The organism is Paenibacillus catalpae (assembly GCF_900112695.1).
GTDB classification, from domain to species: domain Bacteria; phylum Bacillota; class Bacilli; order Paenibacillales; family Paenibacillaceae; genus Pristimantibacillus; species Pristimantibacillus catalpae.
In genome coordinates, this window is sequence record NZ_FOMT01000003.1 from 36,493 (window position 1) to 61,661 (window position 25,169).

Annotated in this window: 19 protein-coding genes; 11 read left to right on the forward strand and 8 right to left on the reverse strand. The window is 50.7% G+C overall.

Annotated elements, in window-relative coordinates; translation table 11 throughout:
* Positions 1-68: 68 nt before the first annotated feature.
* From BM200_RS13920 to BM200_RS30025, 3 genes are all read right to left on the reverse strand, one after another.
* A complete protein-coding gene (locus tag BM200_RS13920) occupies positions 69-1,385 on the reverse strand; it encodes an amino acid permease (protein ID WP_091186439.1) in 1,317 nt (438 codons plus the stop codon).
* 67 nt (positions 1,386-1,452) lie between these two features.
* A complete protein-coding gene (locus BM200_RS13925) occupies positions 1,453-2,079 on the reverse strand; it encodes a LysE family transporter (RefSeq protein ID WP_091186441.1) in 627 nt (208 codons plus the stop codon).
* Positions 2,080-2,328: 249 nt separating this feature from the next.
* Positions 2,329-2,484 carry a hypothetical protein gene (locus BM200_RS30025; protein ID WP_175532870.1) on the reverse strand — a complete coding sequence of 52 codons (156 nt, stop codon included), beginning with the start codon at positions 2,482-2,484 and terminating at the stop codon, positions 2,329-2,331.
* A 214-nt stretch (positions 2,485-2,698) separates the two neighbouring features.
* Between BM200_RS30025 and BM200_RS13930 the strand changes: the two genes are divergently transcribed.
* From BM200_RS13930 to BM200_RS13965, 8 genes are all read left to right on the forward strand, one after another.
* Positions 2,699-3,622 carry an ABC transporter permease gene (locus tag BM200_RS13930; RefSeq protein ID WP_091186443.1) on the forward strand — a complete coding sequence of 308 codons (924 nt, stop codon included), beginning with the start codon at positions 2,699-2,701 and terminating at the stop codon, positions 3,620-3,622.
* 17 nt (positions 3,623-3,639) lie between these two features.
* The gene (locus tag BM200_RS13935) at positions 3,640-4,524 is read left to right on the forward strand and encodes a carbohydrate ABC transporter permease (RefSeq protein ID WP_091186446.1); all 885 of its coding nucleotides are present in this window, start codon (positions 3,640-3,642) and stop codon (positions 4,522-4,524) included.
* Between the two features lie 56 nt (positions 4,525-4,580).
* The gene (locus tag BM200_RS13940; protein ID WP_091186448.1) at positions 4,581-6,146 is read left to right on the forward strand and encodes an extracellular solute-binding protein; all 1,566 of its coding nucleotides are present in this window, start codon (positions 4,581-4,583) and stop codon (positions 6,144-6,146) included.
* A 129-nt stretch (positions 6,147-6,275) separates the two neighbouring features.
* Positions 6,276-12,209 (forward strand): S-layer homology domain-containing protein, encoded by a 5,934-nt coding sequence (locus tag BM200_RS13945; protein WP_091186451.1) that lies wholly within the window; start codon positions 6,276-6,278, stop codon positions 12,207-12,209.
* A 157-nt stretch (positions 12,210-12,366) separates the two neighbouring features.
* On the forward strand, positions 12,367-13,335 hold the full coding sequence (locus BM200_RS13950; RefSeq protein ID WP_091186454.1) for a Gfo/Idh/MocA family protein: 969 nt from the start codon (positions 12,367-12,369) through the stop codon (positions 13,333-13,335).
* Between the two features lie 200 nt (positions 13,336-13,535).
* Positions 13,536-14,759 (forward strand): enolase C-terminal domain-like protein, encoded by a 1,224-nt coding sequence (locus BM200_RS13955; RefSeq protein ID WP_091186455.1) that lies wholly within the window; start codon positions 13,536-13,538, stop codon positions 14,757-14,759.
* 28 nt (positions 14,760-14,787) lie between these two features.
* A complete protein-coding gene (locus tag BM200_RS13960) occupies positions 14,788-15,627 on the forward strand; it encodes an NAD-dependent epimerase/dehydratase family protein (RefSeq protein ID WP_091186458.1) in 840 nt (279 codons plus the stop codon).
* Positions 15,628-15,745: 118 nt separating this feature from the next.
* A complete protein-coding gene (locus BM200_RS13965) occupies positions 15,746-18,346 on the forward strand; it encodes a GH116 family glycosyl-hydrolase (protein ID WP_091186460.1) in 2,601 nt (866 codons plus the stop codon).
* A gap of 159 nt (positions 18,347-18,505) precedes the next feature.
* On the opposite strand, the gene BM200_RS13970 is transcribed toward BM200_RS13965, so the two are convergent.
* The 4 genes from BM200_RS13970 to BM200_RS13985 all read right to left on the reverse strand — a co-directional run bounded on the left by BM200_RS13970 (position 18,506) and on the right by BM200_RS13985 (position 21,615).
* Positions 18,506-19,654, reverse strand: coding sequence for a family 8 glycosyl hydrolase (locus BM200_RS13970; RefSeq protein ID WP_091186462.1), 1,149 nt, complete (start codon positions 19,652-19,654; stop codon positions 18,506-18,508).
* A 187-nt stretch (positions 19,655-19,841) separates the two neighbouring features.
* Positions 19,842-20,393, reverse strand: coding sequence for a 6-phospho-3-hexuloisomerase (gene hxlB, locus BM200_RS13975; protein ID WP_091186464.1), 552 nt, complete (start codon positions 20,391-20,393; stop codon positions 19,842-19,844).
* A gap of 5 nt (positions 20,394-20,398) precedes the next feature.
* Positions 20,399-21,031 (reverse strand): 3-hexulose-6-phosphate synthase, encoded by a 633-nt coding sequence (gene hxlA, locus BM200_RS13980; protein ID WP_091186466.1) that lies wholly within the window; start codon positions 21,029-21,031, stop codon positions 20,399-20,401.
* 188 nt (positions 21,032-21,219) lie between these two features.
* Entirely contained in the window at positions 21,220-21,615 is a 396-nt protein-coding gene (locus BM200_RS13985) for a winged helix-turn-helix transcriptional regulator (RefSeq protein WP_091186469.1), read from the reverse strand.
* Between the two features lie 145 nt (positions 21,616-21,760).
* Here BM200_RS13985 and BM200_RS13990 point away from each other — a divergent pair, with 145 nt between their 5' ends.
* From BM200_RS13990 to BM200_RS14000, 3 genes are all read left to right on the forward strand, one after another.
* Complete coding sequence (locus BM200_RS13990) at positions 21,761-23,230, forward strand: methyl-accepting chemotaxis protein (protein ID WP_091186470.1); 1,470 nt, start codon at positions 21,761-21,763, stop codon at positions 23,228-23,230.
* Positions 23,231-23,404: 174 nt separating this feature from the next.
* Positions 23,405-23,617: a DUF6199 family natural product biosynthesis protein gene (locus BM200_RS13995; protein WP_091186473.1), complete on the forward strand. Its 213-nt coding sequence runs from the start codon at positions 23,405-23,407 to the stop codon at positions 23,615-23,617.
* A gap of 20 nt (positions 23,618-23,637) precedes the next feature.
* On the forward strand, positions 23,638-24,231 hold the full coding sequence (locus tag BM200_RS14000; protein ID WP_091186475.1) for a hypothetical protein: 594 nt from the start codon (positions 23,638-23,640) through the stop codon (positions 24,229-24,231).
* A gap of 42 nt (positions 24,232-24,273) precedes the next feature.
* Here the strand turns inward: BM200_RS14000 and BM200_RS14005 are convergent, their stop codons facing one another.
* Positions 24,274-25,155 carry an ROK family protein gene (locus tag BM200_RS14005; RefSeq protein WP_091186477.1) on the reverse strand — a complete coding sequence of 294 codons (882 nt, stop codon included), beginning with the start codon at positions 25,153-25,155 and terminating at the stop codon, positions 24,274-24,276.
* Positions 25,156-25,169: the final 14 nt, after the last annotated feature.

Here is a 25,169-nt window from a genome sequence, read left to right on the forward strand (position 1 = left end):
AGATATCTATTTCGGAAGGAACAAGTGATCGTGTCCTTAAGCTGCTCGAAATTTGATAGCAAGTTTATTCAGGAAGCATGCTTCCATTTATGCGACATAAACACTGTCAAGCACCCGATCAAGGCCAGAAATCCAATGCTTATGTAAAAACCAGGCCGGCTTGTGGCATGAAACAAAGTACCGCATATTGCCATGATGATAAAGCTAACCCCGATCCAACGCTTAGCTTGTCCCCATTGGCCAAGTTGCAGCAGCCTGCCTGATGTCAACAGAATGAATATCCAGTTATACAACAGCATTAAGGCTGCCGCCGTCGTAATGTACTCGTAAACGCTGTCGGGCATAAGCAAGGCTAGCAAGATGGAACCGGCAAGCATGATTATGGTTATGCCGAAGGCAAAGTAAGGCATGCTGCGTTTGCCTTTACTGACCTTGCAGAACAAGGAAGGGGCATTTCCGTCTTTAGCTAAAGTGACCAGAATTTTTGTGACAGCGAATAAGGAAGCAATCATCGTTGAGAAACCGGCTATTATGAAAGCCGCGTTAAAAAAATGCGGGACAAAAACAATCCCGTAGCCTTTCAAAGACGAGACGAATGGACTCTCTTTCTTTTCAATTGAAGTCCAAGGCGCGAGACTAAGCGCAAGGGTAAGCGATAGAATGTACAGAGCCGTCAGAGTGATGATCATGACTCGACCGGACTTGGGTGCTTCCTTGGGATCCTTGAGCCGAATCGCCAACAACCCCATAACCTCGATTCCTCCAAAAGAGTAAAAGGCATAAATCATGCTGGCCCAGCTTTCCTTCATACCTTGTGGGAATAATGGCAGCGGCCATTTCGGTTCATGCTTGCCCACTCCGAGGATTCCCATCAGGGCTAACACGGCAATAATGACGAATATGACAATTGCAGCCAGCTTAATGACCGCAAAGATATGCTCCATTCTTTCGAAGCCCTTCGTTCCAATCGCAATAATTCCGATACCCAGTAAGGCATAGATCGAAGCGAATATCCATAAGGGAACATTCGGGAACCACAGCCTTGTAAATAAGGACAGCGCCGCCATTTGGCTCCCCATTATTAATAACTCTGAGGACCAGTACACCCATCCGCTTGAAAATCCGGCCCAACGTCCAAACGCCTTCTTGGAATAGGCACAAAAAGATCCGTCCATAGGGTCGGCAGCCGTCATTTTTGCTAAGAAATCAAAGACAACAAAGGTTGAGAAGGCAGCGAGAATAAAAGCAATAAGAATCGCATTTCCTCCGACCCTTATTCCTACGCCTGTGCCCAGGAAATACCCCGTGCCAATGGTACATGCAACACCCATAAGTGATAGTTGCCACCATTGAAGAGGCTTTTCCGCGCTTTTCTGTTGACTCATTCCCATCTCTCCCATAATCACTTCATACAAGTGATAGTGTGAGGAGAACCCGCGAGGAATATTCCCTTTAATGAATCAATTCCCTGATGGCTTCGATGCCAAAATATAAACCAAATCCAATTAAGGATAAGCCGGAGAGAACGGAAATGAGGGACAATGCGCGATCATTCAAAAAACGGTGAAAATGGCTGGATACGGCGGCCATGGACAAATCCCATATAAATACCCCTAACAATATACCTGATGTACAAACGAGGAGCTGGCTTGGCTCAAATTTTTTTGTCGCTTCCGCAAGAACCGAACCGTAAATACCGATCCAGAACATGATCGTCAAAGGATTGAGCACCGATAAGATGAAGTCTGTCCCATATGATTTCAGGCCAGACTCTTTCACTTTGTTTCGATGGAATAGCTCCGTTTTAACCCCTTGCAGGCTTATGATTCCGGTATACAGCAGAACGAAACAGCCAAAAGACCACAGCAGGGTTTTCATAAAAGGGTTATCCAAAAAATGAACGGTGCCTAAGTAAACGACCAATAAATAAAGGATATCTACGGTCATAGATCCTAATCCAAGGAGCCATGCGTTCCAAAATCCGCTTCGAATTCCGCGTTCCATCTGTGCAGCATTAATGGGACCGATTGGAGCGGCTAAGGAGAGCCCGAGTAAAATATATTCGAAATAAAATGACATCAACGTATTGACCCCCTGAATCAAATAGGCTTGTACTAATCTATTCAGGGTTATCGAACGATTATGGTATTCAACCTTGATTTTCTGACCGAACAAGGAACATAGGACAACGGCTTGTCCGCAATTTACCGTAGAAAGCAGCGAGAGATCTCAATATAAAAATAGCGTTGCAGAGATAGCCCTCTGCAACGCTATTTTTATGAAAATCACCTTTTCAATACGTATGCGAGTTAGTCGATCCGGTGCGGATTAAAACATCGGCAGGAGGTATTTCGCGATGAAATACAGCACCCCGAAAGTAATAATCACATAAGCAAAGTATTTGATAAATGTGGATGCTACACGGCTCGGATCGTGCTTTTTCTCGATATGGCGTTCTTCGTAATTGCGCTGTTGAACGGACATTCGGATCACCGTCCTCGATTTTTTTTGGCGAGACTTCTTATTGTTTTTGTACCCGAAGCGGCCTGGAATGAAACTGGTACATCACTAATCATTACAATCCGACCCTCAGGACAGCTTTGTTTAATCCCAAACTATAAAGGATAAGATCCACTCATGGTTTTCAATTTCCCTCAAATCTACAATAAAACTATCACAAGAGAGAAGGGAAAACGCTATGAAAAATGGAGTCATTCGGGAATTGTTTAAAAATCGCACCTTACTGCTTATGTTCCTCCCTGTAGCGGTACTCCTATTTTTGTTCAACTACCTGCCGCTGGCCGGACTTGTAATCGCCTTCAAAGATTTCGACTTTACGAAAGGCATCTTCGGCAGCAACTGGATGAACCCGCTGCTTGATAACTTTGATTACCTGTTCTCATCGGACACGGCGTTCCGGGCAGTGAGGAACACGATTTTGCTAAATGTGCTGTTCATCACTGTAGGCCTGATCTTTGAAGTCGGGTTCGCGCTTCTGCTCAATGAGGTCAGGAACAAATATTTCAAACGGGTATCGCAATCGCTTACGTTCCTGCCGTTCTTTATCTCCTGGATCGTCGTTGGCGTATTCGCCTACAATCTGCTCGATTTCGAGAGCGGCGCGATTAACCACTTCCTTGCAAGCATTGGCCTCCAGCCGATCGACTTCTATAGTGAAGCGGGCCTCTGGCCAATCATTCTCACCATCGCGGTGAGATGGAAGGCGACCGGATACGGCACCATCATCTATCTGGCAGCATTGACCTCTATCGATAATTCTTACTATGAAGCAGCCTCGATCGACGGGGCGACGAGATGGCAGCAGATCCGTTATATCAGTCTTCCGATGCTGAGACCAACGATCATCATATTAACGCTGCTGGCCGTAGGCAGAATTATGAATGCGGACTTCGGCATGTTTTACGCGATGGTTGGAGATGCTTCGCTGCTCTTCCCGACAACGGATGTTATCGATACGTTTGTGTACCGCAGCTTGCGCAAATCCGGCGATATCGGAATGGCTTCCGCAGCAGGCTTCCTGCAGTCGATGATTGCCTTCGTTCTGGTCATTGCCAGCAACTACGCAGCACGCAAGATCGATAAAGATTCGGCCATCTTCTAGAACGGAGGAAACACGATATGCTTGCCAAAAAAATCTCAATCTCGCAGTCTCTGATCATTATCATCATCTCCCTGTTCAGCTTATCCTGTTTATTTCCATTCATTATGGTTATTTCGGGCTCGCTAAGCACGGAGAAAGACATTATTAACTACGGCTATTCGCTGTGGCCGCATCACGTTACGTTTGACTCCTACCGGATCCTGTTCCTAGGCTCCAACCGGATTATCGATGCATACGGCATCAGTATTCTTGTTACGGTGGCCGGCACAATCATGTCCGTATTCGTCACCAGCATGGGCGCTTACGTGATGGCGAGGCGTTCTTTCAAGTACCGGAATATTTTATCCGTCTACGTCATCATTACCATGTTGTTCAACGGCGGTCTCGTGCCATGGTATATCATCTGCGTTCATTATCTCGATCTGAAAGACTCGCTGTGGGCACTCATTCTGCCGATGCTCGCCAATGCGTTCAATATGTTCCTGATCCGCAATTTCATGCATTCGATTCCGGAGGAGATTAATGAGTCGGCGAAAATGGACGGTGCCGGTGAGTTCAAAATTTTTTATAAGCTCATTATGCCGCTGTCGCTTCCCGTACTCGCAACCGTTGGTTTGTTCGTTGCCTTGAGCTACTGGAACGACTGGTTCCTCGGTCTTATGTTTATCGACAAACAGGAGCTTCAGCCGCTGCAGCTGCTGCTGCGGACGCTAGTCTCCAACGTCGAGTTCCTGAAGAGCTCCAGCAACGCTTCCGCGATGCAGCGCATATCGGCGCAAATTCCGTCGGAATCAATCAAGATGGCGCTCACTGTCGTCACGATCGGGCCAATCGTTTTCCTGTACCCGTTCGTACAGCGTTATTTCGTTAAAGGCCTCATGGTAGGCGCGGTAAAAGGATGACTATATCGGCTAACGCCGTGTAGTATATAAATGACAAGCATAAGGGAGAGGTCAGGATGAAGAAGAAGATCCGCATCATGTCGTTAGCCCTCGCAGCTACGATGTCAATGAGCATTATGCTCTCGGCATGCAGCTCGAACAACGGCAATGGCAACACGCCAAGCAACAGCGGTGGCAGCAACACTCCTAAGGAAAGCTCGCAAACCGACAACACAGAACCGGAAAAAGAAGTGACGCTGAAGTTCTACTTCGGCGGAGACAAGAAAGCCGCTACGGATGAAGTATGGTCCAAGGTCAGCGAGTACGTGAAAGATAAAGGACTTAACGTTAAATTCGATATTAACTTTATACCGTTTGGCGATTTCAAGGATAAAATGCTCGTTATGGCCGCTTCCGGCGACAAATGGGATATGAACTTTGACGGCGACTGGCTGTCGTATAAGCAAATGGCTGCAAAAGGCTCCTACATGACGCTGAACGATCTGCTGCCGGAATATGCGCCTAATCTCTATAAGAAATATGAAGAGCAGGGTACGCTTGGCGCAGCTACGGTGAACGGCAACATTGTTGGTCTGCCATGGACAATGAAGATGAATGAACGCAAATTTATGGCTTGGCGCTCCGATTTGACGGAGAAGGCGGGAATCGATATTCCGGAAGGCTCGATCAAAACGATTGAAGATATTGACAAATTGCTTCGTCAGATGAAGGAAGCTTATCCGAACGAAAGAATTAACCGCACAACGCCGCTGTCCGTTTATATGGTCCGCGATGAGTGGGTGGATCTGAACTTCCATGGGCTGGGCTTCTACTTGAATGACGAGAACGTAAAAGTGCAACCGGTAGAGCAGCAGCCCTTTTATTTGGAAGCATCCAAGCTGGTCAAAACATGGTATGACGAGAACCTGATTAACCGTGACGCCATGATCGACAAAACGGATGGCGCAGCAGAGTGGAGAAACGGCAAGATGCTCGTGACGCTTACCTCCCATGAATGGGTTAAAGCGAACCCCGGCTTCTCCGATCCGACGTACAAACTGGCTTCCTCCGAGCTTTACCCGGACAAACGTTTCGTTAACCGCACGGCGCTTGCTAACGTTGTAGCGATCAACCGCAACTCCAAAAACGCCGACCGCGTTCTTCGTTTCCTTGACATGATTGAAACGGACAAAACGCTTTATGATCTTGTTCAATATGGTATCGAGGGCAAAACGTACGTCCTGAACGGTGATACCGCTGAATATCCTGAAGGCATGGATACGACTACAAGCAACTACATGGAGTGGGGCGGCCAATGGGCGTTCTGGAAGCCGCAATTCATGCGTCCAACAATGACGTACGGACCTGATTTCTGGGTAAACGAAGCGAAATTCGCAAGCGAGCCCAACAATGTCAACTCGCCAATCGACGGTCTTTTCCTTGCGGAAGACACGATGAAGAACGAGCTGGCCAAGCGCGACGCAGCAAGCGACGAGCTGAGCAGGCCAATTGAATTCGGCGTTGTGAAGGATGTAGAGAAAGCAGTTAACGATTATATCGAGACGCAAAAGAAAAATGGTCTTGATACGATTATCGCTGAGACTCAAAAACAAATCGACGCGTTCCTTGCTGACAAGAAGTAAGAACATCTAACATATCGCACAGACACTCGAAGAGAAGCCAGCCTGATGACACCTATAGGGGGCTTCTCTTTTTCTCGGAATTGTAAGCGAATACAACACTCAAATACATGGCAAAATGGAGGTTTGATTGTGATTACGAACCGAAATGGGATAAAAGTACGTGCTGGAGTGGCAAGACTGCTCGTTATGCTGATGATTTTCTCTTCTGTTGGTTTTATCGGCTTGCCAAGTGTTTCGGCCGCTGAAGACGACACGGATGTTGCGGCAATTACACTCGGTGCTGAACCTGTCGAAAGCGGGATATCCGGCAGAGCAGGCGATAATGGAGACGGTCTCCTGACGGGAACGGAAGCAGACGTTCCTTATTGGCAGACAAACAAGGCAGAAGGCACCACCTATCTGTATATGAACGTCAGCGACGATTATTTATTCGACAGCGCGGATTATAACGTAGATGTGACTCTGCGCTATTTTGATGAGGGAAGCGGAAGCTTACTGCTCCAATATGACGCGCAGTCGGCCGCATTCAAGGACAGCGCCAAGTTCACGTACGGCGACACGAAGACGTGGAAGGATTATACGTTTAATCTGACTGACGCGAAGTTCGCCAACCGCACGAACGATACGGATTTCCGGATCGCTGTTGAAGGCGGCGGAATCGACGGCGGTCTGAATCCTGATTTGAAGGTCGCAAGCGTGACGGTCAAGAAGACGCTTAAGGAAACGGCTTCTCCGGAAGCAAGCATTACGCTTGGCGAGACTCCGGTCTCCCATGGTATTACGGCCCAACCCGGCGACGGCGCAGCGGAGAATCTTCTGACGGGTGAGATCGGCGGAAAAACGTACTGGAAAACCAATCAGACAATTAGCCCTACCGATCATGGCGCAAATATCCTTTATTTCTATTTCAATGTGTCGGACAGCTTTTTGTTCGATAATTCGGATCAGGATGTATTCGTGACGGTTGAGTATTATGACAGCGGCAGCGGCAGCATGAAGCTGCAATACGACGCGCAATCCGCAGCGTTCAAGGATGCGCCGGAATTTACTTATACGAACACGAATACGTGGAAAAAACATACGTTTAAGCTTGGCGATGCCAAATTCGCGAACGGTACGAATGGCGGGGACTTCCGTCTTCATGTATCCGGACCGGGGGCTATTGGCGGCAATCCCGATTTGTATATCGCTTCGGTGTCGGTGAAGACCCAGCCGCAGCAAAATGTATCGACGGAGACGAAAGTCTACGACACGGTTTATCCAACGGATGATGTCGTCATTGCCGATATGAGCGTCAAGGACTTTGGTGCTGCCGGCGACGGCGTGAAGGATGATACGAAGGCATTTCAGGATGCGCTGGCGGCAGCAGGCAACCGCGGCGGCGGTGTTGTATTTGCTCCGGCCGGCACCTACAAGCTGACTAGTCATCTTATTGTACCTACAGGTGTTACGCTGCGGGGCGACTGGATTAGTCCCGATGCTTCCGGCGGAGAAGTAAAAGGAACGATTCTTGCCGTATATGCCGACAAAGGTGCCGATAATGGCCCAAGCTTCCTGCAGCTGGCACCGGTAAGCGGCGTGACGAATCTGTCCGTCTGGTATCCGGAGCAGTCTCTTAGTACACCGGTTGCTTATCCATGGACGTTCGAGCAGTTGTCAGGCGACAGCATGACCATCAAGAACGTGACGCTCGTCAATTCCTACAACGGGATCAAGATTGGCCCGTCCTGGAATGAGCTTCACTACGTCCGCAATTTATACGGTACAGCCCTGAAGACAGGCATTTTCCTTGACTACACAACGGATATTGGAAGAATTGAACATGTCCGTCTGTCGTCCTCGTATTGGGCGGAATCCAGCCTTGCCGGTTCACCGCAGCAGGCAGAATTAAAAGCCTATACGACAGCTAACACCGAGGGGATCGTAATGGGCCGCTCCGACTGGGAGTACATGTCGGATATTGATCTGGCAGATTTCAAGACAGGCATGCGGATTACAACAAGAACGGGCAGCCTTGAGACGGCTAATGCCCAGCTTTACAAAATTCATGTTCATGACAGCAACGTAGCGCTGAAGGTCGAAGGCGTTAACGATTTTGGCCTCTTAATCTCCGACAGCAGCTTTAAAGCAAACGTGGGTACGGAGCCTAAAGCGGTATATGCAACGGAAGGGTTCCATTCCATCGTTCAATTTAACAAAGTTACGTTTGGCGGCACGCCGCATCATGCGGTTGTGAATGAAGGCAGCGGCGTATTGTCCTTCGAGAACAGCACGTTCGAGAACTGGGATGACCAAGGCGGCGGTTATGCCATTGACGCAAAGCACGGCTCGCTGATTTTGGGCCAATCCAGCTTTGCCAAAGCTTCCAAGCACGTATTGCTGGAAGACAGCGTGGCTACGGTCAATGCCGTAAATTCCGGAAACAACGGCAGTCTGGCTGTTACAAATAACAGCGATGCGGCAGAGCTTAACGTCCATCAGGATGCGAAATACGTACTGGAGCAGCTTCCGGAAGTAGCGGCGCTCGATTTGGAGAACCGGCCAAGACCAGCTAATGACAGCTTGTTTGATGTTACGGCAGCTCCTTATGAGGCAGACAGCACGGGTGAGACGGATGTATCGGCGAAAATCCAGCAGGCGCTTGACGATGCCGATGCAGCAGGCGGCGGCACGGTATATTTGCCAGCGGGCATCTACCGTGTCAATGATTCACTCACCGTACCAAGCGGCGTTGAATTGCGCGGCTCATGGGATGTGCCGCACCATACGATTGGCGGCGGCACTGCTTTATTTACGAATCATGGAGAGAATGACCCGGATGGCGTGCCGTTCCTCACTCTGGAGCAGGATGCGGGCCTCAGAGGCTTATCTGTTTATTATGATGAGCAGAGCTGGACGAACGTGAAGCCTTATGCCTGGACGGTTCAGGGCAAAGGAAGCGGCGTCTATCTCATTGATACAACACTGATCAACCCTTACAAGGGAGTGGATTTTGGCTCCTATGATACCAGCGGTCATTATATCGATTACGTAGCAGGCTCGCCTCTTATGGAAGGCATCTTCCTTGGGGGCGGCGCTGAAGGCGGCTTAATGCGCAACGTGCAGTTCAACCCGCATTATTACGGCCGGAACAACTTCCCGAACCATCCTACTACGGATCAGGACTTTGATGCGGTATGGAGCTACCAGAAGGAAAATCTGGATGCGTTCCGGATTGGCGATGTAACAAGCGAGACGATCTTTAATACGTTTGTGTACGGTTCGAAATACGGTATTCACTTTGAGGAGCAGGACGGGGCTGGTCCTGAAGCGGTAGTCATTGGCCATGGTACGGACGGCAGCAAGAAAGGCGCCGTGCTTGATGCTGCCGGGGCAGCGGGCCTCAAGCTGATTAATACCGAGCTGGTGTCGATGAGCACCTCCGACAAAGTATACGTTGTAGTTGGGGAAGATTTTGACTCCAAGGCTGTATTCTTCAACTCTTCCATGTGGGGAGACACGACCCGTTCCTTTGATATTTTCGGAGGAGATGTCCGTATTCAGCAAAGCAACTTTACAAGGGTAGGGCAGCGCGGCATTAACGCGGTTGGCGGCGACATTACGCTCTATGATTCCTACTTTCAGCAGCCAAACACGAATCATGTGTATGCCGGTCCTGACATTGAGAAGCTTGTTATTGCCAACAATCTGTTCAAGGGCGGCCTTCAGTTGGTGAATGAAGCGGGTACCAAAGTGACGGGTTCAAACCTGGTTCCGGTAGCGCTGGATCTGGTGAAAGGCGAATTTGATGAGAGTCATCCGGCTAATTCGAATGTTGCGCTGAAGCTGACGAACATGACGGAATCCGACCCTCTTGCGGGCAAGATTGAAGTGATTGCGCCAGACAGCTATAAAGACAAGTTTGTACCGGTCCGCTTCAACCATATTGCTCTTGGAGAAAGCGTAACGGTTACTCTCCCTTATTTGTCGGGCGATACGCTGAAATACAAAGTAACGCTGGATAATGGCTACTCCTATGTGACGCAGGTGAAGACCGCGCAGTCCTTTGCAACGCGCAAGGATGAGGACAGCCAGGTTCAGCCACTCATTGATATTTCAAGCTCGACCAATTACTCGAGTCTGGGCGGGATTTGGGGCGGCAAAGACGACCTGAGTGCTGAAGCTGGCGTGCGGTGGGATGATGATAATCTCTATGTGACGGTCAGGGCAACGGACAATACCCATTATCAGACTTGGACGAACGGCGATATTTGGCAGGGTGACAGCTTGCAGCTTGGTATTGATTTATCGAGAAAAGACGGCTCCGCCAGCCAAAATGTCAATGAGCTCGGATTTGCGCTTACGAACAGCGGCACGGTCTCGAAGTGGAGATGGCGTGCACCGGCTGGAGTTGCAGCCGGAGCGTTTAACGCTGCGGATGCCGTTATTACAAGAGATGAAGCTGCTCATGCGACAGTCTATGAAATCACGCTCCCTATCTCGGAGCTGCATGGGGCAGGATACACGTTCTCGCAGGAGGATCCGCTTGGTTTGACCATCCTGCTTAATGAACATGACGGCGCAGGACGTTCCGGTTTTATCGAGTATAACCAAGGTATCGGAACAAGCAAGGATGCAACGCAGTTTGGCGATCTGTATCTGCTAAGCTCCGAATATGAGAGTCTGCTGGAGCAGTCGGCTGAAGCGGCAGTTGCAGCGGCTGAACAGTCGAAGGATGTTGCAAGCATTGACGCTGCGGCAAACTTTGTCAGCCTGCTTCCGCAAGGAACAGTGAAATCAGGTCTGACATCGAGACTGGCGGCGCTTGGCGGGACAACGAATCCGGGCTCAGGCTCAGGCAATGGTTCCGGTTCCGGGCAAACCGCCGAGCCGAAAGTGACAGTCAAACCGGATGGTTCTGTTCAGGTTGACGGTACGCCAACTCTGGGCACGGGCACGAATGATGCAAAACTTTCCCTGACAGGAACATTGCTGGGTCAAGCGTTCTCGAAAGCAGCGGCTAATCAGGACGGCAAGAAAAAAGTGACGATTGTACTGCCTGCTGTCACGGGTGCTGGCGGATACGCTCTGGAGCTTCCTGCAAGCTATGTGAATCAACAGTCGCCGGATAAGCTGATCGAGCTGGTAACCCCTTCGGGAACCATGCTGTTGTCCAGCGATATGCTGAAGCCTGATGCGGATAAGCTTGGTCAAACGGTAACGATCCGTATGGGTAGTGCGAATACAAGCAGTTGGAGCGACGAGCTGAAGAAGAAAATCGGAGAGCGTCCGGTTGTTGATCTGTCTGTCCAATCCTCCGGACAAACGATTGATTGGCATAACAGCCAGTCGCCGGTTACCGTCTCCATTCCTTATTCGCCTTCGGCAGCTGAGAAAGCGGACGCTAAGAAGCTGACCGTATGGTATATCGACGGAAGCGGCAAGCCGTTTCCGGTACCAAGCGGTCAATACAAGGAAGCGCTTGGAAGTATCGTATTTACGGCGAAACATTTCAGCCAATATGCGACTATTTTTGTGCAAAAACCGTTCAGCGATCTGAACGGCTACGACTGGGCAAAGGAAGCGATTGAAGTACTGGCGGCAAAAGGGATCATCAACGGTGTATCCGATACATCCTTTGCTCCTGGCGCATCAATTAAGCGGGCGGATTTTGTGAAGCTGCTTGTCGATACGCTTGGCCTTACTTCAGATGCCGAGGGCAGCTTTGCTGATGTAAAGGCTGACCGTTATTATGCCGATGCTGTAGGAATTGCAAAAGCGCTGGGCATCACAAACGGTGCCGGCGGCAACCGGTTTAATCCGGCAGCACCGATTACGAGAGAGGAGGCGGCAACGTTTATCGAGCGCTCGCTCGCCGCAGCTAAGGCCGGTCTGCCGTCTGGCTCCGAAGACGTACTTGCGGGTTTTGCCGATGCAGGTGACATTTCGGCTTACGCGAAGAGCAGCCTAAGCGCACTGGTGAAGGCTGGCCTCGTGCAGGGTCATGACGGACTGCTGGAGCCAAAAGGAAAATTGACGCGAGCGGAAGCCGCCGTTCTTTTCTACCGGATTTATAATCGTTAATAAAGAGCTGAGGGAGCCGGTTTCCATGCAGGAATCCGGCTCCTTTTTGGCGTATTAATAGCGTACTAAACATGCCTTTGCACAAATAAGCTAGACAAGTAAAGCTTTGCAGATTGCAGACACTGGAACGGCTATTCATGTTGGGAGGCTATAGGCGATGAGCAACATTCGTATTGGATTTATTGGCACGGGAGGTATTGCAGGCTGGCACGCCAAGCAGCTGCTGGAGCTCCCGGAGGTTCAGATTACGGCTCTATCGGATACAAGCGAAAACAATCGCGTTGCTTTTGCAGAAAAATTCGGTTTGCAGAATGCCAGGCAGTTCACCGCGTATGAGGACATGCTGGAGTATGGAGCTTTGGATGTGGTTGTTATATGCTCGCCTCATACGCTTCATTACAGACAAGCCTATGATGTGCTGGACAGAGGGCTGCATGTGCTGATTGAGAAGCCGATGACCTGCTCATCAGTGGAAGCGGAACAGCTCATTCAGAAGGCGGAAGCATCGGGTAAAGTGATGCAGGTGTCGTACCAGCGGCATTTTCAGCCGGAATTTCTATACATTCGGAATGCGATTGCAAGCGGAGAGATTGGCAGGCTGACCTCTGTAACCGCTTCACTCAGCCAAGAGTGGTATCAGCTTACTCAGGGTACATGGCGGCAGGTGCCGTCTCTGTCCGGCGGCGGGTTCCTCATGGACTCCGGCAGCCATATTATCGACGTGCTGCTGTGGACGACCGGTCTGACACCGGTAGAAGTGAAGTCCCAGGTGCATAACCATGGGGCAGCGGTTGAAATTGACAGCTTCACCTCCATCCGCTTTGCGGAAGGGGCTCTTGCCGGTTTGAACTTTGCGGGTTATGCTCCGGGCTGGAACGAGACGTTTGCGTTCTGCGGGGATAATGGCGGGATTTACTACGACAATGGCCAAATCACGCTCCGCCGCATGAATGAAGAGCCTATCGTACCGGAGCTTCCCGAGGCTGTAACGAATCAGGATAAAAGCTTCATCGACGCCATCCTCGGGCGTCATGAGGTACTCGTCCCCGGCGAGTTCGCCCTTAAGGTCGTGCGCCTGAGCGAAATGATTTACCAAGCAGCGGGATACGATCCGCTCAAGAGATAAACCTAAAAAGGCTGCCCGGTCAGGTCCTATGGATCCATGGGCAGCCCTTTTTTAGGTTTGCAAACCTCTGAATGTTCCCCCTTAACGCAGCTGGAGCAAAAGAAGCCAATATTACGACAGAAAGTTTAAAGATGTCTTATTTAGCATACTTGTAAAGCGGCTTAGAATGGGAAGGAGCACGACAAGAGGAGGGTAACGGGATGGCTAAAATTACAGGAATCAAATGTATTCGCACCCGCAAAAACGGGACCTGGACCATCGTTAAAGTCATGACGGACCAGGATGGGCTGTACGGGTTAGGGTCTGCGTCCGATGTGTATAATCCGGAAGCGGTCGTGCAAATTATCGAGCAATTGCTTGCCCCTCTATTAATCGGCAAAGATGCCGCCAATATAGAAGATCTGTGGCAGACGATGTATATGAGCGGGTATTGGAGAAACGGCGCTTTGCTGCATACCGCAATCGGCGGAATTGATATGGCGCTCTGGGATATAAAAGGCAAGGAGGCGGGGCTGCCCGTCTATCAGCTGCTTGGCGGTGCATGCCGTGCGGCTGTGCCTTGCTACGGTCATGCAGGCGGGAAGGATATAGCCGAGCTGAAAGAGGATGTACACAAGTTCATTGAAGAAGGCTACACCGTGATCCGCGTTCAAACGGGCGGCTACGGAGGCGGCGGATTTATTGACCGGGACAAGGCCAATATCCCTGCCGGGGCATGGGGCAGTGGTCCGGTGTTTGACGAGCAGTCTTATTTGCAGGCCATACCGCATATGTTTGAACAGCTGAGAAATGAATTCGGCATGGGCGTCCAGTTCACGCATGACGTGCATGAGCATCTGTCCCCGGTGAACGCGATCCAGCTTGCGAAGCGGGTGGAGCCTTACAGCCTGTTCTTCCTTGAGGACGCGATCGCACCGGAGCAAATCGGCTGGTACCGCCATTTGCGGCAGCAAACCGCGACGCCGCAGGCGGTTGGCGAGCTGTTTGTTAATCCGCAGGAGTGGACGCAGCTGATCAAGGAGCAGCTGATCGACTTCATCCGCGTGCGCGTATCCAAGGCCGGCGGTATAAGCGCCTGCCGCAAAATCGCCGCTCTAAGCGAAGCGTTTGGCGTCCGTACGGCTTGGCAGGAGGGCGGGGAGAATGATCCGGTCAATCAGGCGGCGGCCGTTCATCTCGATATGGCGATATGGAACTTTGGCATTCAGGAAGTGAACCATTTTAGGCCCGAGGAGAAAGACGCTTTCCAGGGACATATTGAGCGAAAAGGCGGCTACCTGTATCCCTCGCAAAAGCCAGGTCTCGGAATCGAGCTGGATGAGCTTAAAGCGCAGCAGCTGCTTGGAGAAGGCTGGAGCAAGTCGGTCTATTTCAACCCTTACCAACTGGACCGAAAGGCCGACGGTACTCTGGTTCGTCCGTAACGACATTTGACATTGGGAGTGTACTCGTATGAAGACAATTGCAGTGACAGGCGGCAGCGGCAAGCTGGGGACAGCGCTCATTAAGGAGCTTCTACAAGAAGGATATACGGTTGTATCGCTTGACCAGCAGCGTTCAAGCGAGCTGCGCTGCAGGCAGATCAAGGTGGATCTGAATGATTTTGGACAAGTCGTATCCGCGCTTCACGGGGCTGACGCTGTCATCCACATGGCGGCGATCCCGGCTCCGCTTGGCTATCCGTATCCGTATATTTTCGCCAATAACGTTGTGTCCGGCTATCATATTTTGGAGGCAGCCTCGCTGCTTGGCATCCGCAAAGTTGTGGTGGGATCAAGCGAATCCTCCTATGGCTTCGCTTGGGCGAGAGCGCCGTTCTCGCCGGATTACCTGCCGGTAGATGAGGAGCATCCGCAGCAGCCGCAGGAATGCTATGGGTTGTCAAAAATCGTAAATGAGCTGACGGCCGCCATGTTCGACCGACGTAACGGAATGCAGGTTATCTCGCTCCGTTTCTCCATGATTACGAAGCCGGAGGACTACAAAGACCTCTCCATCCGCAAACCGGAAGCTTTCAAAAATATTTTCTGGAGCTATATCGACATCCGTGATGCTGTCAGCGCCTGCATCGCCTCGCTGAAGGCCGAGGATAGAGGGGCCATCTGCCTCAATATCACAAGCAGCGATACGCTAAGCGATCTGCCAACCGTTCAACTCATTGAACAGTTCTATCCTGACGTGAAGGATCTGCGGGATGCCTTCCCGGAACGGACTGCGATCGTCAGCAATCAGGAGGCTCAAAGGGTGCTTGGCTGGAAGCCGCAGCACTCCTGGGCGGATAGCATAAATTAAACAAGGCCGGGACTTCTCTCATAGAGGTCCTGGTTTTTTGTCTTCATTGTAAGGTTTTTCTAAATGCCGGAGCCCATTATAATAGAATCATAACCCTTGCAATGAGAGGAGTTTCAATATGGGTAAAAGGTATAAAGGCGCCAAAACGAGAGAAATTTCATTCCCTCTTGGCGGAATAGGCAGCGGCAGCATTGGGCTTGCAGGAAACGGGAGGCTGATTGATTGGGAGATTTTCAATCGGCCGAACAAGAAGAGCTTTAATGGATTTAGTCACTTTGCCATTAAAGCGGAGCAACAGGGTCGTCTGCTGGATGCCCGGATATTAAACGGGGATTTGCAGGGACCTTATATAGGAGAACACATCCGCGGAGGACCATGGTACAGCGGGTACGGCTTTGGACCGGAAAGCCAGACCATGGCCGGCATGCCGCATTTTGCGGAGACGGAGTTCCGGGGAGAATTCCCTCTGTCGGGAATGACGTTTGCTGACCCTTCCTTTCCGGGGCGGGTAGAGCTGCTCGCCTTTAATCCTTTTATCCCTCTCAATGACCAGGATTCGAGTATTCCAGCTGCTTTCTTCGAATGGGAGATCGAAAATAGCGGCGAGGAACCCGTCACCTATACGATTGGTCTGTCCGCGGGTAACCCGATGCCTACGGAGAAAGTCATCCATCGTTATAAGGAAACGGTGAGCGAGACCGGCTGCCAAGCTCATACGCTGTCCCTTTCCTCTTCGCAATACGACGCCGATCATCCGCAATATGGCGATATATGTATCGCTACGGATGCGGCCGAAGTCAGTCATCAGGATTTCTGGTATCGAGGCGGATGGTGCGATGCGCTGGAGATGTACTGGCATGACTTTGCGAAGCCCGGTCCACTGACGAATAGAACGTATGCCGTGGATATGCCGCCAAGCGAGAGGCATAAGGACACGGGCACTCTTGCGGCTCACGTGACCTTAAGTCCGGGTGAAAAGGGGAAGGTCAGGTTCACGATCAGCTGGAACTTCCCGAATATGGTTAATTTCTGGAATCCTCAAAGGACGGGGTCTAACAGCTGGAAGCATTACTATGCAACGCTATTCGACAATTCCGAAGCAAGTGGAGTATATGCGCTTAAGCACTGGGATCGCCTCTTTGCCGAAACCATAACCTTTAAAGACGCGTTATTCTCTTCAACCGTACCCGAGGTCGTGAAGGAAGCCGTATCTGCCAATTTATCCGTGCTCAAGTCAGCGACCTGCTTGCGTTTGACGGATGGATCCTTCTATGGTTTTGAGGGGGTTACGGAAGACACCGGCTCCTGTGAAGGCTCTTGTACGCATGTGTGGAACTACGCCTATGCGCTGCCGTTTCTGTTTCCAAAGCTGGAGAGAAGCATGCGCGACCTTGATTTTCGCTATAACAGCCGTTCGGATGGCCGTATGTCGTTTAGACTCATGCTGCCCGTCGGCCGGGAACAGCAGCATTACCATGCTTGCGCGGATGGTCAATTCGGGGGCGTTATTAAAGCGTACCGGGATTGGAAAATATCGGGCAATACAGAGTGGCTAATCTCAAACTGGCCTGCGATACGAAAATCCATTGAATATGCTTGGGCCGATACCAACGTCGATCAATGGGACCCTTTAAGAAAAGGGGTTTTGGAGGGAAGGCAGCATCATACCCTCGACATGGAGCTGTATGGACCTAATTCCTGGTTGACCGGATTTTATTTAGCTGCCCTGAAGGCCGGTTCCGAGATGGCCGCTTTCTTAGGGGAATCAGAAACGGCCGAGGCTTACAAACAAATTTTCGATAAAGGAAAAGAATGGGCGGATCGGTATCTGTTTAACGGCTCCTATTATTCGCAGCTCATCGATTTGTCGGATCAAACGATCCTTCCGCGTTACGGGGAGGATGCTGTACGAGGATACTGGAATGAAGAGCTGGCCGAGATCAAATATCAAATTGCGGACGGCTGCGTGATCGACCAGGTGCTCGCCCAGTGGCATGCCAATCTATGCGGGTTGGGAGAAATCTTCGATAAGGAACAGACGCGCACGGCGCTGCAATCGTTATACCGGCATAATTATAAGCCTAGCATGAGAAACGAGGCGAACACGTGGCGCTTATATTCCCTGAATGATGAAGCAGGTCTAGTCATTTGCACATGGCCGGAGGGAACCGTAAAGCCTTCGATCCCGCTTACCTATAATTCGGAGACGATGACAGGCTTCGAATATCAAGCGGCTTCGCACATGATTCAGGAAGGTCTTATCGAGGAAGGCCTATCGATTGTCCGGGCCATCCGCGATCGCTACGACGGAGAGAAACGCAACCCTTGGAACGAGATCGAATGCGGCAGTAACTATGCGCGGTCCATGGCGAGCTACTCCTTGCTCCATGCTTTTAGCGGTTTCGAGTTCGATATGGTCAAGGGAATGATCGGCTTTCAACCGGTTCAAACGGTGGATGAAGAGTTCAGAACCTTCTGGTCGCTCGATCAGGGCTGGGGCATCTTCGAGATGTCCGCAGGCAGCGTGAGCGTAAAGGTACTAGGCGGAGAGCTGGGTCTGAAAGAGCTCAAGCTTGCACCGGCCCTGCTGAATAAGATCAGTCGCATTCATGCCGGCGATGAAGAGATACGATTCGGGATTAATGAAGATACCGTCCATTTTCAGGACGAATTGATTTTGCACGCGGATCAAGCGGTCGTTCTTACGTTATTCAACTAATAAATTAGACAAAAAAGCCCTGATCATCAAGATTCCTTGATCGATCGGGGCTTTCGTGTTTATCCTTTAATAGCAGTGCCAAGGCAGCTGCTATGTCTCTAGTTATCTAGTCGACAATCTGTCTAAATTGTAGCACAGATTGTCATTCTAGTTTAGAAGCTATGAATAGATCCGGTAATTACCGCTTAACGCCAGCAGGCTGAAGAAGTAGAGGCAATTATCATAATAACGGCGTTCGCCGCTGCGGAGCGGTGTGTTCCAGAACAGATGAACAAAATGGGCAGCATCCGGTCCGTCCGCGGCAAGTGATGCCATGGCATTCGTGGCGAGCAGTCCAACAGGGTGGAGTGCCGGTTCCTCGAACGGCGTGCCGTCAATCGTATAGCGGCGGTAATCGGCTACATCGATTGGACGGAAAAACCGCTGAATCCGATTTGATTGTTCAACCTGCCACAGATCCTTGCGGAACCAGGCCCAATCCAGTCCGATATTGGCTGCTGTCCGGTAAGCATCGCTGTAGAAATGCCGGAAGTCGCCATGCCTCTGAACGGCTGCCGGCGTACCGTCATAGTTGGCATATTCCGGCGAGAGCCCGGTCTCAGGATGACAGGCAAGATGAAGATAGGCCCGGCTCGCTTCAGCGGCTTCTCTCCAGAACGGCCTGTCCGCTTCGTCGGCCCAAATGGCAAACAGGTCGTAGAAGTGGGGAAGATGGTAGGACGGGTCGCTGAACAGGGATTCCGGTACGAATTTAATCAGCTTGGTCGCCGGATCCCACATCGGGTCTCCGCCGCTCTCGTCTTCACCCTGGTGGATACATGCCCGTAAAATCCGCTTCGCCTGCTCCGAATAGTTGAACGGCTCCGGTCCGTCACCCCAACGGTTGGCTGCGAACAACAGCGCCATGGCAAAAAACTCTTCGCCATCCGGGGCAGGCCCTTGGGACAGGCGGGTTCCGTCAGGCTTGCAGTGCCAGGCGAAATAATCCTTATATCGCCCTTCGGAATGCTGCATATAGGTGACCGAGAAATTCCACAGCCGGTCGAAGATCTCCTTGTCATTCATCTGAACGGCCATCATCATGCCGTAGGACATGCCCTCCGACCGGACGTCCAGGTTGCCGGTATCAAGCAGATACCCCTTGTCGTCCCCCAACGGGTAATAGATTCGAATCTCCGGATCGCCATTCAGCAGATCGGCCCATGCTTGCTCAAGCTTCGCTTGAACAGCGGAGTCGGTAAACCCAAGCTCCTTGAACAAATTCCGGTATTCACCGGTATAATAAGCCCCTTTGTCAAAAGCTGTCATAAGTCTGTAAAACCCCCATTCCGCGGTGTATAGCCCCATCTTAGCACAGGCCGGACCATACAGATTAAAGCGTTTTCATTAAAAAGCATAGAATGTCTGAAGAAGAAAGGATCATCAACCTCGATCGCTTGAAAAATGACAAACTCGGCATCCGTTTTGGATGCCGAGCTTTCTCGCGTTCAAGCTGTTATTCCAGATTCGCGTGGTTATTGTACATCGCTGCACCTTGCAGTTGTTTGTTCTCCATCAGGTTCAGGACAATTGTATCCAGCAGAAGCAGGAGGCTTTGCTCGAACAAGGTGCCCATCGGCTGACTGGAGCTGCCGGATGCGCTGTCTTTTGTCGCAGCGGGGATCGTTACAATCGTTGAAGCCAGCTTGCCTAAAGTCGATTCCGGTACAATCGAAATGGCCGCGACGGATGCGCCGATGCTCTGCGCTTTGGAGGCCATGGAGGTCAAGCTTTTGGTCTCGCCTGAACCCGAACCGATTAGAAGCAGATCGCCTTCCGCGATACCCGGTGTTACGGTCTCGCCCACGACATAGGCGCGGAACCCCATATGCATGAGGCGCATCGCGAACGCGCGCATCATTAACCCCGAACGGCCAGCTCCGGCTACAAAAATCTTCTCCGCTTCCGTAATCCGCTTGGCTAACGCCTCTATCTCGCGGGGCTTAACGGCTTGAAGCGTCCGCTCCAGCTCCTTAAGGATAGAAGATGCTGCGATCAGCGTACTCATCGGCATTACCCTTGCTTAATCAGCTGCTGCATTTGAGCAGCTACCGCCTGCTTGTCTCCTGCGCCGGTAATGCCGCCGCCAACGATCACGAGATCAGGCTGAGCGCTGATGACTTCCGGAAGGGTTTGCAGCTTGATGCCACCCGCGATCGCTGTTTTTGCGTGTTTGACGACACGCTTAATTGTAGCCAGATCCTCGAACGAGTTTTTGCCTGCTGCCTGATGGTCATATCCGGAGTGAACGCAGATGTAGTCGACGCCAAGGCTGTCAATTTCTTGCGCGCGGCCGGCGATGTCTTTGACATTAATCATATCGACCATAATTTTTTTGTTTTGCTTGCGTGCTTCGTCTACGGCACCTTTAATAGTGGAATCGTCCGATACGCCAAGCACGGTAATGATGTCGGCGCCTGCTTCGGAGGCTTTCATTACTTCATAACCGCCGGCGTCCATAATTTTCAGATCGGCGAGTACTTGAAGCGAAGGGAATTCGTCCTTGATTTCTTTTACGGCGCGGAGTCCTTCGTTAATGACAACAGGAGTTCCAATCTCCACGATATCGATGTAAGGGGCAACCTGTTTTACAACTTCTTTTGCCTCCGGGATATTTACCAGGTCTAGTGCCAATTGCAGTTCCATAGGTATGAATCTCTCCTTTAATTGTGGGTTGTTAAAGCAATGAGTTCATATTAGGCCGATACCGTAATTTAAGGAAGTACGCACTTTCAAGTAAGTCCGTTTCCTGCAGGATACCGTGAATTCTTAGAATTGCAAAAAAAAGCAGACTCCATGCGGAGTCTGCCGGTTTCTTCAGGCCTTATGGCCGCTTATTTCTCTGCTGCTTGGAGCGCCATTACATCTGTATGAGAGGTTCTGCCGAGCACCTCTTCGCCATAATGCTTGCCCCAGTTGTACATCAGCTTCAGGATGGGAACTAGGCTTTCTCCATGCGGAGTCAGCTTATATTCTACCTTTGGGGGAACAACCGGATATACGGTCCGCTCGACAAGCTGATCCTCTTCCAGCTCGCGGAGCTGGTTGGTCAGAATCTTTTGCGTAATATGGGGAATGAGCCTCTGAAGCTCGCTGAATCTCTTCGTACCGTCGATGCCCAGATGCCAGAGGATAATGAGCTTCCACTTGCCTCCGATTAACGCGAGCGTTAATTCTTTCTCGCAGTTAATCTGATCAATCTCAATTCGGGAACGAATATCTTTCGCCAAAGCTTAAGCACCTCCACCTTGCAGTCATGTCACAATAGAGTACAGGATTATCGGTTTCATGTCTATGAAAGATGATGTCGAATTTTATCGGTTTGTGGTATTATCAAAATTATTGCCTATATTATGGTAAAAAGGTGGAGAATTGATGGATTATACGGAGACCCTGCACCGAAGAAACAAACTTCTGGTAAATATTATTTGGGTGATGCTGCTCTTAGGCGTGGCCGTTGATTTTCTGACTGGCGCCGGAACGGATTCGATTATTGTTCTTGCGATCGTAGGTACATTAACCTGCGGCGCAACGACCACTCTAGTCTATAAACAGTGGCTTATCCGGTATATTATGTACTTCATTTCAACGATCGTGACCGTACTTACCTTGTTATTACTGTTAACCGGTCCGATTATTACGACTTATTTTCTTGTATATGTCAATTTGGCGATTATGACGCTTTACGGCAATTCCAAGGCCATCGGCTACTCCGGCCTAATGGGGGTTCTTCTTACGGTTTATTGCTACGTAAGTCCAGATAAAACCGAGATTTTCGGAAATAACGCCCCAACAACGATGTTTATGTATTTTGCCATGGTTGCTGTCCCGCTCTATGCGTCTACCAAATTCAGCGAGCGGCTGCAGCATAACATTATCGAGCAGGGTGAACAAGCCAAGCAGGAGAATAACAGATCGCTTGAACTGGTCAGCCAGGTCTCTTCATCGGCAGCATTACTCAATACGTTCAGCACGACCTTGAAATCCAATATGACAACGGCCGGTTCGATTTCGAAGGAAGTTACCTCAGCTTTCACAGAGATAACTTCGAGCATGGAGGCTCAAACCTCCGGCATGACGGACATGAGTGATTCAATCCGGCATATTGAAGCTTCCGTATCGTCGCTTGCGGGCCGCTCTGCCGAAATGAAGGAGTTATCGGCAAGCTCTGCCCTGCTGACGAAAACCGGAAGCGAAGGGACAGCAGCGCTTGAGCATGAGATGAAACGGGTGAATGAAACGATCGATACCTCCGTACAGCTCATGAACGAATTAGGCGAGCAAAACGCCAGTATCAGCGAAATTGTGGCGACCATTAAGCATATCTCCACTCAGACTAATCTGCTGGCATTGAATGCGGCTATTGAGGCGGCACGTGCCGGCGAGCACGGCAAAGGCTTTGCAGTTGTATCTCATGAGATCCGCAAGCTGGCGGAGACGTCCCAGCAGTCGACGGAGCAGATCGAACAGATCCTGGAGAGCATCCGTACGAAGACGATCCGGGCAGCGGAGCAGGTGCTCGAGGGGCAGCAATCCGTTGTTGGCAGTACAGTTGCAGCCCGTAAGGTGGCTGATGTCATGCGGGCATTGTCGGATGATGCCAATAAGCTGGAGAGCCATTCGGGCGAGGTGGATTATTCGGCCGAGCAGCTACAGGAGCAGTATACGAGAATTACCGACCAGATTGTATCCATTGCCGGTTCAACGGAGCAGAATATGGCGGCCATCCAGGAGATGGCAGCCAGCATGACGACGCAGGACAGCCGGATGATCGAGATCGTCGAGAGCTTCCTGCAGCTGGACAAGCTGACCTCCGATCTGAACAGGATGACGGAACGGAAATAATAAGGAAGAGATGATGAAAGTGATTGAAATATTAATATAAATATCAAAATTATAGTATTTCTATTTTTCCCATAGTCGATTATATTGAAAGTTGATTCAGGCCTTCCCCGTACTGTATAAGATTCGGAGAGGGCCTCATTTATTTAAGCCAATGAACAAGATGGAGATGATAACATGGCTGTTTTCATTTCGCTTATTTTCATTATTGCAGGAGTTCTGGGCTGGTTCTTCCCGTCTTTAAGCTGGCATTTGAAGCATGGCTGGGCCGTAGACGGCAAGTCCGAACCAAGTGACAATTATATATTTCTAAGCCGCTTTGGAGCGATACTTGTGCTGGGCTGGGGGCTTTATATTCTAATTACCGGGGACTTGGGCAAGCTCAGTTAGAAGAAGGGGAGAGGGATCAGATGAGACGATTGCCAATGGAGCGGCCGACGGACCACTACGACGCCCGTTTGTTCAAGATTGATGAGCAGATCTGCGCTTTGCTGGAAGAACGAAGAGAGATTTCTAATCATAACCCCGGGTATCCGCCTTTCAAGAGCATCGAGAGCTGGGCCGACCGTTATCATTTGTACCCGGATTTATTGAAGTCCTTATTTGGCATGTTAATGAACGAAGAGGGTTATCTGCCGGCGGTTGAACCGACAGGCTTCCGCAAGCATCTGCCCGTACTCCGTTGCGTGGAGCAGGATAACCAGGTTTACACCTTAACCGGCATTAGACAATATGAGAACGCCAGTGTTGTCAATCTGAGTATCCATGGGGACTTCCGGGATGAAGCCCAGCGTAATCATACTCATCTTGAATTGGAGCTTGATGAAGGCTATCGCAGCCATATTGATCAAGGAGCCAGCACGGGAGGCAATGCGGCGTACGGCTTTGTTGTTTCCCCCGCTCTTCCGGACGATCTTAACGGCATAACCTTCGTGTTCAGAGAATACGAAAGGCCGTTAAAAAGAAAACCGACAGGCATGGAAATTGTTTTTCGGTTTGAATAAAAAAGGGCCTTCCCGAGTTTGGATCTCGGGAAGGCCCTTCTATTATTTCTGCTGCTCGAGTGCGTCGATTCCAAGGGCGACGGATCCGCATAGACCCGCGTTATCGCCGAGTCCCGGCGGCACGATGTACGAATCAATGCCTTCACGCAGCGCTTCATGGGAAGCGTACCCGTTCAGGTTCTTTTGAACCTCCGCACGGATAAGCGGGAATAATTGCTCCTGATGCATAACGCCGCCGCCGAGAATGACTTTCTTTGGCGACAGCAGCAGAACAGCGCTGGATATGGCTTGGCCAAGATAGAAAGCCTCCATCTCCCATGCCGGATGATCCTTCGTCAGCTCGTCACCTTTCACGCCCCAGCGTTGTCCAAGCGCTGGACCTGCTGCCATTCCTTCCAGGCAGTCGCCATGATAAGGGCAGCAGCCGGCAAATGTATCCTCCGGATGCCTGCGGGTGAGAACATGACCGCCTTCCGGATGAAGCAGACCGTGGACAAGCTTGCCTTCCGTATAGACGCCAACGCCGATACCCGTGCCAACCGTGTAATAAAGGGCGCTGTTTAACCCTTTTGCAGCTCCCCATTTGGCCTCGCCAAATGCTGCAGCATTTACGTCGGTATCCCAGCCGTAAGGTACAGGAAGCTCGCGCTTCATTGTCCCGAGGAAATCGAATCCGGACCAGCCTGGCTTAGGTGTTGTTGTAACAAAGCCATAGGCTGGGCTTGATGGATCAATATCGATTGGTCCAAAGGTGCCGATTCCGATGGCTTCAACCTGTTTATCGCGGAAGTAATTCAATACCTCGCGAAGAGTAGATTCGGGATGCTCGGTTGGCAGGCTGATACGCTCTTCTATCTCGCCATGTTCGTTGCCGATCCCGCATACAAACTTTGTTCCGCCTGCTTCAATTGCTCCAATACGCAAGTACGCCGCCTCCT

Excerpts from the sequence above, each read along its gene's own strand:
- BM200_RS13920 (WP_091186439.1), bottom strand. The coding sequence starts at position 1,385 with ATGAGTCAACAGAAAAGCGCGGAAAAGCCTCTTCAATGGTGGCAACTA.
- BM200_RS13925 (WP_091186441.1), bottom strand. The coding sequence starts at position 2,079 with ATGTCATTTTATTTCGAATATATTTTACTCGGGCTCTCCTTAGCCGCT.
- BM200_RS30025 (WP_175532870.1), bottom strand. The coding sequence starts at position 2,484 with ATGTCCGTTCAACAGCGCAATTACGAAGAACGCCATATCGAGAAAAAG.
- BM200_RS13930 (WP_091186443.1), top strand. The coding sequence starts at position 2,699 with ATGAAAAATGGAGTCATTCGGGAATTGTTTAAAAATCGCACCTTACTG.
- BM200_RS13935 (WP_091186446.1), top strand. The coding sequence starts at position 3,640 with ATGCTTGCCAAAAAAATCTCAATCTCGCAGTCTCTGATCATTATCATC.
- BM200_RS13940 (WP_091186448.1), top strand. The coding sequence starts at position 4,581 with ATGAAGAAGAAGATCCGCATCATGTCGTTAGCCCTCGCAGCTACGATG.
- BM200_RS13950 (WP_091186454.1), top strand. The coding sequence starts at position 12,367 with ATGAGCAACATTCGTATTGGATTTATTGGCACGGGAGGTATTGCAGGC.
- BM200_RS13955 (WP_091186455.1), top strand. The coding sequence starts at position 13,536 with ATGGCTAAAATTACAGGAATCAAATGTATTCGCACCCGCAAAAACGGG.
- BM200_RS13960 (WP_091186458.1), top strand. The coding sequence starts at position 14,788 with ATGAAGACAATTGCAGTGACAGGCGGCAGCGGCAAGCTGGGGACAGCG.
- BM200_RS13965 (WP_091186460.1), top strand. The coding sequence starts at position 15,746 with ATGGGTAAAAGGTATAAAGGCGCCAAAACGAGAGAAATTTCATTCCCT.
- BM200_RS13970 (WP_091186462.1), bottom strand. The coding sequence starts at position 19,654 with ATGACAGCTTTTGACAAAGGGGCTTATTATACCGGTGAATACCGGAAT.
- hxlB (WP_091186464.1), bottom strand. The coding sequence starts at position 20,393 with ATGAGTACGCTGATCGCAGCATCTTCTATCCTTAAGGAGCTGGAGCGG.
- hxlA (WP_091186466.1), bottom strand. The coding sequence starts at position 21,031 with ATGGAACTGCAATTGGCACTAGACCTGGTAAATATCCCGGAGGCAAAA.
- BM200_RS13990 (WP_091186470.1), top strand. The coding sequence starts at position 21,761 with ATGGATTATACGGAGACCCTGCACCGAAGAAACAAACTTCTGGTAAAT.
- BM200_RS13995 (WP_091186473.1), top strand. The coding sequence starts at position 23,405 with ATGGCTGTTTTCATTTCGCTTATTTTCATTATTGCAGGAGTTCTGGGC.
- BM200_RS14000 (WP_091186475.1), top strand. The coding sequence starts at position 23,638 with ATGAGACGATTGCCAATGGAGCGGCCGACGGACCACTACGACGCCCGT.